General features: G+C 68.1%; 7 protein-coding genes, 1 tRNA gene and 1 pseudogene. 7 read left to right on the forward strand and 2 right to left on the reverse strand.

Going from position 1 to position 9155, the window contains the following annotated elements; translation table 11 throughout:
• Positions 1–140 precede the first annotated feature (140 nt).
• A complete protein-coding gene (gene ychF, locus JHD63_RS03055) occupies positions 141–1232 on the reverse strand; it encodes a redox-regulated ATPase YchF (RefSeq protein WP_198969185.1) in 1092 nt (363 codons plus the stop codon).
• Between the two features lie 82 nt (positions 1233–1314).
• Positions 1315–2169, reverse strand: coding sequence for an MOSC domain-containing protein (locus JHD63_RS03060; RefSeq protein ID WP_198969195.1), 855 nt, complete (start codon positions 2167–2169; stop codon positions 1315–1317).
• 140 nt (positions 2170–2309) lie between these two features.
• Between JHD63_RS03060 and JHD63_RS03065 the strand changes: the two genes are divergently transcribed.
• The 7 genes and pseudogenes from JHD63_RS03065 to JHD63_RS03095 all read left to right on the forward strand — a co-directional run.
• A complete protein-coding gene (locus JHD63_RS03065) occupies positions 2310–3449 on the forward strand; it encodes an FAD-dependent monooxygenase (RefSeq protein WP_198969186.1) in 1140 nt (379 codons plus the stop codon).
• A 95-nt stretch (positions 3450–3544) separates the two neighbouring features.
• Positions 3545–4252, forward strand: a complete 708-nt coding sequence (locus tag JHD63_RS03070) for a DsbC family protein (RefSeq protein ID WP_233167532.1) — start codon at positions 3545–3547, stop codon at positions 4250–4252.
• 7 nt (positions 4253–4259) lie between these two features.
• Positions 4260–6074 (forward strand): M61 family metallopeptidase, encoded by a 1815-nt coding sequence (locus JHD63_RS03075; protein ID WP_198969188.1) that lies wholly within the window; start codon positions 4260–4262, stop codon positions 6072–6074.
• A 66-nt stretch (positions 6075–6140) separates the two neighbouring features.
• Positions 6141–6920: an enoyl-CoA hydratase gene (locus JHD63_RS03080; protein ID WP_198969189.1), complete on the forward strand. Its 780-nt coding sequence runs from the start codon at positions 6141–6143 to the stop codon at positions 6918–6920.
• 43 nt (positions 6921–6963) lie between these two features.
• Positions 6964–7040 (forward strand) — tRNA-Met (locus tag JHD63_RS03085).
• Positions 7041–7117: 77 nt separating this feature from the next.
• Positions 7118–8635, forward strand: coding sequence for a site-specific integrase (locus JHD63_RS03090; RefSeq protein WP_198969190.1), 1518 nt, complete (start codon positions 7118–7120; stop codon positions 8633–8635).
• A 77-nt stretch (positions 8636–8712) separates the two neighbouring features.
• Positions 8713–9155 (forward strand): annotated as a pseudogene (locus tag JHD63_RS03095) (IS21 family transposase); the annotation flags it as partial.

Below are 9155 nucleotides of genomic sequence, written 5' to 3' on the forward strand. Positions count from 1 at the left end.
GCGGATGGGCCGACGCAGCCAGGAGCGGGCCGCGCCAGATGCCGCGCACGCATGAATCAGCGAGAAGCCGAAGCCAACAGAAAGCCCCGCGATAAGACAATGGCGGGGCGCATGGCATGGCTGGCACGGGTAAGGGAAGGTCAGACGTTGAACAAAAAGTTCATCACATCCCCATCCTTGACGACGTATTCCTTGCCTTCGGAACGCATCTTGCCCGCGTCCTTGGCGCCCTGCTCGCCCTTGTAGGCGATGAAGTCGTCGAAGGCGATGGTCTGGGCACGGATGTAGCCGCGCTCGAAGTCGCCGTGGATCACGCCGGCGGCCTGCGGGCCGGTGTCGCCGATGCGGATGGTCCAGGCGCGCACTTCCTTCACGCCGGCGGTGAAGTAGGTCTGCAGGCCCAGCAGCTTGAAAGCGGCGCGGATCAGGCGGTTCAGGCCCGGCTCTTCCTGGCCGATTTCGGCGAGGAACATCTTCTTGTCCTCGTCGTCCATCTCGGCCAGTTCGGCCTCGATCTTGGCGCAGATGGCGACCACGGGCGCGCCCTGCCTGTCGGCATATTCGCGCAGGCGGTCGAGCAGCGGGTTGTTCTCGAAGCCGTCCTCGGCGACGTTGGCGACGAACATCGCCGGCTTGGCGGTGATCAGCGTGAAGGATTTCACCAGCGGCTGCTCCTCCTTGGTGAATTCGAGCGCGCGCACCGGGACGTTCTCATTGAGCGCGGCCTGGCATTTCTCCAGCAGCGCGACCAGCTTGATCGCGTCCTTGTCGCCCGAGCGGGCGGTCTTGGTATGACGGTGCAGCGCCTTCTCGACCGTGGCCAGGTCGGCCAGGCAAAGCTCGGTCTGGATCACCTCGATGTCTGAGATCGGGTCGACCTTGCCGGCCACGTGGACCACGTTCTCGTCCTCGAAGCAGCGCACCACGTTGACGGTGGCATCGGTCTCGCGGATGTGCGCCAGGAACTTGTTGCCCAGGCCTTCGCCGGTGCTGGCACCGGCGACCAGGCCGGCGATGTCCACGAATTCGACGATGGCGGGCACCACGCGCTCGGGCTTGACGATCTCCGCGAGCTGACCGAGCCGCGGGTCGGGCACCTCCACCACGCCGACGTTGGGCTCGATGGTGCAGAACGGGTAGTTCTCGGCAGCGATGCCGGCCTTGGTCAGGGCGTTGAAGAGAGTGGACTTGCCGACGTTGGGCAGGCCCACGATGCCGCATTGGAGGCTCATGGCGGGGCTTTCAGGATCTGGAGAGAGCGAGGACAGGGCGGCCACCGGGCCGCCGAGCCCACGATTTTACCGGCCGGCCCGGTCAGTCGAAGCGCCAGTCCGCCCGCACCGCCTGCCCCACGCGCAGCACCTGGCCGGCGCCGGCGCGCACTATGGCGTTCATGCCGAAGGTGATGCCGCCCTGCATGCGCGGGTCGGCCCGGTAGGACTGCAGCGCATCGCCCACCGCCGGATCGCTATGCGCCGTGGCCGGGTCGATGTTGGGGATGGGGCAGCGCACGCAGGGCTTGACCGGCTGCAGCGCCACCCCGACGCCATCGCCGGTGTCGACATGCATGGTGTCGACCCGATCCTCGTCGTGGGCTTCTGTGCCGGCCAGCACCAGATTGGGCCGGAAGCGCTCGATGCCCACCGGCGCATGGCCGGCGCGCTGCAGCCGCTGGTTCAGGCCGTCGAGCGAGGCCTGGCTGGCGACCAGCAGCGGGTAGCCGTCGCTGAACAGGTTGGGCGCCTCGATGCCGCCGGTCCATTGCAGGCTGGAGAGGCGGCGGTGCTCCGGGTCGAAGCGCACCAGGCGCAGCGGCTGCCCCAGGAAGTCGCTGAACCATTGCGCGGCCAGCGGCCCCATGCTCCAGGCCGGCACCGTGTCCTTCCAGACCCGCACGGTGCAGGGCGATTCGGCCGCGTCCAGTGCCAGGTGCAGGGCCAGCATGCCGGGCGCGCGCAGCACGAGCTCATTGGGCTCGAGCTGCGGCCGCACCAGGGCCATGCGCGGCAGGCTGCGCTGGCTGACGAACTCACCCTCGGCGTCCACCACCATCCAGGCGCGGTCCCAGGCCAGGCCGGTCTCGTCCAGCTCGGCGGTCTGCAGGGAGATGCCGGCGCAGGACTTGACCGGGTACACAAGGAGCTGGGCCACCACCGCGCTGAGCGCCATGTCGGAATCGGAGGTGATGGAAGACGGGGCGACAGAGGTCAAGGGGAGCTTTCTGAAGTTCTGCGGCAGCCCAGGGCGGCGGCCTGCGGGAATTGTGCCGCGCCGTGGGCCTCGGCAGCGCGCTCCCTACAATGCCCGGCATGGCCCCTCCTCTCGATGTCTGTATCCGTGGCGCCGGCGTGGTGGGCCGTGCGCTGGCCCTTTTGCTCGCGCGCGACCGGCTGCGCGTCGGCCTGGTGGCACAGCCCCCGGCCCCCAGCGCCGCGGCCGATGTGCGCGCCTATGCCCTCAATGACGCGTCCCGCCAGTTGCTGCAGTCGCTGCGCAGTTGGCCCGAAGGCGACGCCTGCACGCCCGTCGACGCCATGGCGGTGCAGGGCGACGACGGCGGCGCCGTGCATTTCCGGGCCGAGGCGCATGGCGCCGAAGCCCTGGCCTGGATCGTCGACGTGCCGTCGCTGGAAGCCCGATTGGCCGAGGCGGTGCGTTACCAGCCGCTCGTGGAGATGCTGGATGCGCCCCGCCCCGCGCCCCTGACCGCCGTCTGTGAAGGCCGCGCCAGCGCCACCCGCGCGGAATTCGGCGTGGACTTCGACACCACGCCCTACCCGCAGCGCGCGATTGCCGCACGGCTGCGCTGCGAGGGCCCGCATGGCGGCGTCGCGCGCCAGTGGTTCCACTCCGACGGCATCCTGGCCCTGCTGCCCATGGGCGGCAGCGGCGGCCACGACGTGGCCCTGGTCTGGTCGGTCGAGCAGGCCCACGCCCCGGCGCTGCTGGCCCTCGAGCCCGACGCCTTCGCCCGCGCAGTGGAAGCCGCCAGCGGGCGCGCACTGGGCGCCATGGCGCTGACCAGCGCCCGCGCCGACTGGCCGCTGCAACTGGCCCGCGCCGACCGCTGGACCGGCCCCATGCCGCGCGCCAACGACGGCAAGGGCGCGGCCCGCAATTGGGTGCTGCTCGGCGATGCCGCGCACACCGTGCATCCACTGGCCGGCCAGGGCCTGAACATTGGCCTGGCCGACGCGGCCGAACTGGCGCGCTTGCTGCACGGGCGCGACTTCTGGCGCAGCCCGGGCGATGCCCGCCTGCTGCGCAGCTACGAGCGCAGCCGCAAGGCGGGCCTGTGGCCGATGGGCTTCGCCACCGACGGACTGCAACAGCTGTTCGCCCTGCCGGGCCGGCCCTGGCAGCTCGTGCGCAACTGGGGCATGCGCGGCTTCGATACCAGCGGCCCGCTCAAGTCCTGGCTGGCGCGCCAGGCCATGGGCCTGCGCTGAGGCACTGAACCCGTTGGCCCTGCCGTACTCAGAGGTCTGGCGCCCCACTTTTCACCGCGCTCCGGAGAACCGCATTGACTTATCCCCGCCATCGGCTGCTCAAGGCAGCCTCCATCATCCTGGCCTGCCTGGCCACGGCCAGCCCTGCGCACGCCCAGGAGAGCATCATCCGCAAGAATCTGGCCGAGCGCGTGCCCCAGTTTCCCAAGATCGACGAGGTGCGCAAGAGCGGCATGCCCGGCGTGTACGAAGTGCGCGTGGGCACCGACCTGTTCTACACCGACCCCAAGGGCGACTACCTGCTGCAGGGCGACATGCTCGATACGCGCCAGCGCAAGAACCTGACCGCCGAGCGCGTGGCCAAGCTCACGGCCATCGACTTCGCCTCGCTCCCGACCGCGGACGCCTTCACCATCGTGCGCGGCAATGGGCAGCGCAAGCTGGCGGTGTTCGAAGACCCGAACTGCGGCTACTGCAAGCACTTCGAGAAAGAGCTGCAAAGCATAGACAACGTCACCATCCACCTCTACCTGTACCCGATCCTCGGCGCCGATTCGGTGGACAAGTCCAACCGGCTCTGGTGCGCCAAGGACCCGGCCGCGGCCTGGCAGGACTGGATGCTGAGGGACAAGGCCATTCCCGCCGCCGCGGGCTGCGACACCGGCGCCATCACGCGCAACGTGGCGCTGGGGCGCAAGTACAAGATCACCGGCACGCCCACGCTGTTCTTCGCGGACGGCTCGCGCGTGCCGGGCGCCATCGACGCCGCGCAGATCGAGAAGCAGTTGTCCGCCGCGCGCTGATCGCCCGATGCCTGCAGCCATCCGCCTACCCGCCGCCGTGCACTACCGCGTCGAGGCCGCCGATCTCCATGCGCACCTCTTCCGCGTCACGCTGACCATCGCCGCGCCCGCCACCGCCCAGCGGGTGTCGCTGCCGGTATGGATACCGGGCAGCTACCTGGTGCGCGAGTTCGCGCGCCATCTGCAGCGGCTCACGGCACGCCAGCGTGGCCGACCGGTGGCCCTGCGGCAACTGGACAAGTGCGCTTGGCAGATCGACTGCCGCCCCGGCGTGCCTCTGGTGCTCGAATACGAGGTCTACGCCTTCGACAACTCGGTGCGCGCCTGCTGGCTGGATGCGCAGCGCGGCTTCTTAAACGGCACCGGCCTGTGCCTGCGCGCCGAAGGGCTGGAAGACCAGGCCCATGCGCTGGAGCTGGCCGCCGCCAGCTTCCCGCGCTGCTGGTCGGCCGCCACCGCGCTGCGTGCACAGAAGACCGACAAGCGCGGCTTCGGCCTGTACCTGGCGGACGGCTACGACACCCTGACCGACAGCCCGGTCGAGTTGGGCACATTCTGGAGTGGCGACTTCACCGCGCGCGGCATCCCGCACCGCTTCGTCGTCGCCGGCGCCGCCGCCAGCTTCGACAGCGCGCGCCTGCTCGCAGACGCCCAGCGCATCTGCGAGGCGCAGATCGACTTCTGGCACCCGGACGGCAGTGCGCCGCCGCATGACCGCTACGTGTTCATGCTCAACGCCGTGGACGACGGCTACGGTGGCCTGGAGCACCGGCACAGCACGGCCCTGCTCTGCACCCGACGCGACCTGCCGCGACGCGGCGAGGCCAAGCAGTCCGAGGGCTACACCACCCTGCTCGGGCTGATCAGCCACGAGTATTTCCATACCTGGAACGTCAAGCGCCTGCGGCCGGCGGAGTTCGCACGCTACGACTACACGCAGGAGAACTACACGCGCCTGCTCTGGTTCTTCGAGGGCTTCACCAGCTATTACGACGACCTGATGCTGCGCCGCTGCGGCCTGCTCGACGACGCCGGCTACCTGCGTCTGCTCAGCAAGACCATCAACCAGGTGCAGCAGGCGCCGGGCCGCCTGCTGCAATCGGCGGCCGAGGCCAGCTTCGACGCCTGGGTCAAGTACTACCGCCAGGACGAGAACACCGCAAACGCCACCATCAGCTACTACACCAAGGGCGCGCTGATCGCCCTGTGCTTCGACCTCAGCCTGCGCAGTGCCGGCAGCGCCACGCTGGACGACGCCATGCGGGCACTGTGGCGGCGCTGCGCCGCAGGCCCCATGCGCGAGCAGGACTTCGCAGAAACCCTGCAGGCCCTCGCCGGCCGCGGCTTTGCCACAGAACTGGCGGCCTGGGTCCACGGCACCGGCGAACTGCCGCTGGCGCCCCTGCTCGGCGCGCATGGCGTGGAAGTGGCGACGGACCCTTCGCAGCCCGCCCAGCGCCTGGGCCTGCGGGTGGCGGAGAACAACGGCGTGCAGGTCAAGATGGTGCTGCGCGGCGGTGCCGCCGAACGCGCGGGCTTCGCAGCGGGCGACGAATGGATCGGCATCGAGCCGCCGGGCAAGGCCGCCGGCAGCGGCTGGCGCATCACCAAGCTGGACGACCTGGCGCTCTACCTAGGCAGCGAACGCAAGGCCACGGCCCTGGTGGCGCGCGACCGCCGCCTGCTGCGCCTGCCGCTGGAACTGCCGGAGCAGGACAGCACCTGGCGCCTGACGCTGCACGACCCTGCACGCGCCGCACCCTGGCTCGACGGAGTGAAGGCGCCGCAGGCAAAGCCCGTGCGCGCCGCACGCAGGGGCTGACGCGACCGCCGGATGGCGGCTTGGCTATAGTTCTTTTCCACCACAGCACACGCGAGAGACAAGCACATGAGCTTTGACACCATAGAAGTCCGCATCGAAGCCGAGAAGGTCGGCATCGTGACGCTGAACCGCCCCAAGCAGCTCAACGCGCTGAACGACCAACTGATGGACGAACTGGGCGCCGCCCTGGCCGCGTTCGACGCCGACGAACGCATAGGCTGCATCATCCTCACCGGCAGCGAGAAGGCCTTTGCCGCGGGCGCCGACATCAGCGCCATGGCCAAGTACGGCTTTGCCGACGTCTACAAGAGCGACTACATCGGCCGCAACTGGGAACACATCCGCGGCATCCGCAAGCCGGTGATCGCCGCCGTCAGCGGCTTCGCGCTGGGCGGCGGCTGCGAGCTGGCCATGATGTGCGACTTCATCATCGCCGCCGACAACGCCCGCTTCGGTCAGCCCGAGATCAAGCTGGGCGTCATTCCCGGTGCCGGCGGCACGCAGCGCCTGCCCCGCGCCGTGGGCAAGAGCAAGGCCATGGACATGGTCCTCACCGGCCGCATGATGGACGCCGCCGAGGCCGAACGCGCCGGCCTGGTCAGCCGCGTCGTGCCCTTCGACAAGCTCATGGACGAGGCGCTGGGCGCGGCGCTGCAGATCAGCGATTTCTCGCGCATTGCCGTCATGGCGGCAAAGGAGTCGGTCAACCGGGCCTTCGAGAGCGGGCTGTCCGACGGCGTGATGTTCGAGCGCCGTCTGTTCCACGCGATGTTCGCCACCGAAGACCAGAAGGAAGGCATGGACGCCTTCCTGAACAAGCGCAAGGCGGTGTTCCAGCACCGCTGACGGCTTGCCGCAGCCTAAAAACCCAAGCTATAATGTGCGGCTCGGCGCTTTAGCTCAGTCGGTTAGAGCGATGGAATCATAATCCACAGGTCCGCGGTTCGAATCCGTGAAGCGCCACCAAAATCTAAAATAGCCTCGCAGGTCAAAGACTTGCGAGGCTTTTTTCTTGGCCGGGGTATCCACCTAGGGTATCCACTTTGGCCGCCAAGCCCGCTCGACTCGCCCGCAACCGACACGGCACCTACACCTTCCGGTGGATCGTGCCGGTGCCTCTGCGCGAGCGCTTGGGCGCGCGCCGCGAGATCAGAGTCTCCCTTCGCACCAAGGACTCTCGGACAGCACGCATCCTGGCGCTCGAGCTCAACCTCGAACTCGAACGACTGCGCGCCGCTATGTCCAAGGACCCCACTGCCGACCTCCGGCACCTGATCAACCCGCTCAACCTGAAGTTGCCGGGCGGCATCGAAGCCGAGATCAAGACCGACGAAGACCTTCGCCTGTTCCAGAGCTTCCTGACGCAGAACAGTGACCTGCGTGACGCGCTGATGCAGGCCATCCGGCGCGGCGAAGACCCGGGCAAGGCGATGGCCGGCCTGGTGCAAGACCTCAAGCAGGCCGCCAGCGGCGCCCACCGCGTCGCACGCCCGACGCCGATGGTCGAGGCCATCCAGCAATTCGTCGCTGCCGCCAACTCGGGATCGGCCGCCGAGGTCACACGCGGCACCCGCAGCACGCCCGGCGAGAAGCTGCGCACGCTGACCATGCTGCTCGACGACTTGGTCGCCCAAGGCCGCGACCGCGAGACCGTCTGTGTCCACGAAATCGCCCGGTCCGACGTCAAGGGTTTCGTCGATCGCTACGCCAAGCGTCCGTCGAAGGCCGCCAAGGTGGCCATCGCAGACCGCAAGCGTGCGGCGACGTCGTCCGAAGACACCGCGGCTGAGCCGACAAAAGCTGAGCTGAAGACGCTCAACGCCCGCACGATCAAGAAAGCTCTTGGCCACCTCCAAGACTTTTTCGTGCAGGCGCTGGCCAACGACTGGATCGCCGTCAACCCGATCGACGAGGCCTTCGCCCGCGCCACCACCCAATACCGCGTGATCTCCAGCAAGGAGAAGAAGTCCAACCACTACGACCTCTTCGATGAGGTCGAGATCCAGAGCATCTTCGAGCCGAAGCGCTATCTTCGCAACCTGAACGCCGCGGATGACTTCTGGGCGCCGCTGCTGGCGCTCTTCAGCGGCGCACGCGCGGGAGAACTCGTCGGCTTGCGCGTGGCCGACATCGTGCTCGACGCGCCATCGCAGCTGTGGGTGATCAACATCACCGAGGAGCTCAACGACAGCGACGGGCCTAAGACCCAGAACTCCGTCCGCAGGATTCCCATCGCGACGGCGCTCGTCGAACTAGGCTTCCTGGCCTACGTCGAGAAGCTGCGCCTGGCGGGCGCACAGGCGCTGTTTCCGCATCGCCCGATGAACAAGACGCGGAAGAACGATCCCTCGAAGCACCTCTCCCGCGTGTACTCGGAGCATCTGCGCGACTGCGATCTGAAGACTGCCAAGAAAGTGTTCCATTCGTTCAGGCACACCGCCATCACGCGCATGCACGTGCGCGGGGTGCCCATCGGCGACGCTGAACTGATCGTCGGCCACGCATCGCAGGACACCGAACTTCGGCTACATGTTGATTTCCACGCAGAAGTGACCCACTAACCCCCAGGATTTCCATCCAAACCTGACCCACGTACTAACCCTAACCTGCTGCTTCGTTGAGCAGCAGGAGACCAGGAGTGATAGACGTGGCAACACTGAGTGTCATCAGGCGCTGGGCCCTGCGAGAGCAGCTGTCCATCAGGGAGATCGCCCGCCGCACGGGCCTCTCGCGCAACACCATCCGCAAGTACCTGCGCGCAGGCGAGGTCGAGCCCCACTACGCCAAGCGGGTCAGCCCTTCCAAGCTCGACCCCTTCGCCTTGAAGCTCGCCGGCTGGCTCAAGACGGAAGCTGGCCGATCCCGCAAGCAGCGGCGAACCGTCAAGCAGATGCACGTGGATCTGCAGGCGCTCGGTTACGGCGGCTCCTACAACCGCGTAGCGGCCTTTGCCCGCCTCTGGCACGAGCAGCGCCTTGTGGCCCAGCAGACCACTGGCCGAGGTACCTTCGTTCCCCTGGCCTTCGGTCCGGGCGAGGCCTTCCAGTTCGACTGGAGCGAGGACTGGGCTGTTCTCGCCGG

It is taken from the genome of Xylophilus sp. ASV27, from assembly GCF_016428875.1.
Lineage (GTDB): Bacteria > Pseudomonadota > Gammaproteobacteria > Burkholderiales > Burkholderiaceae_C > Xylophilus.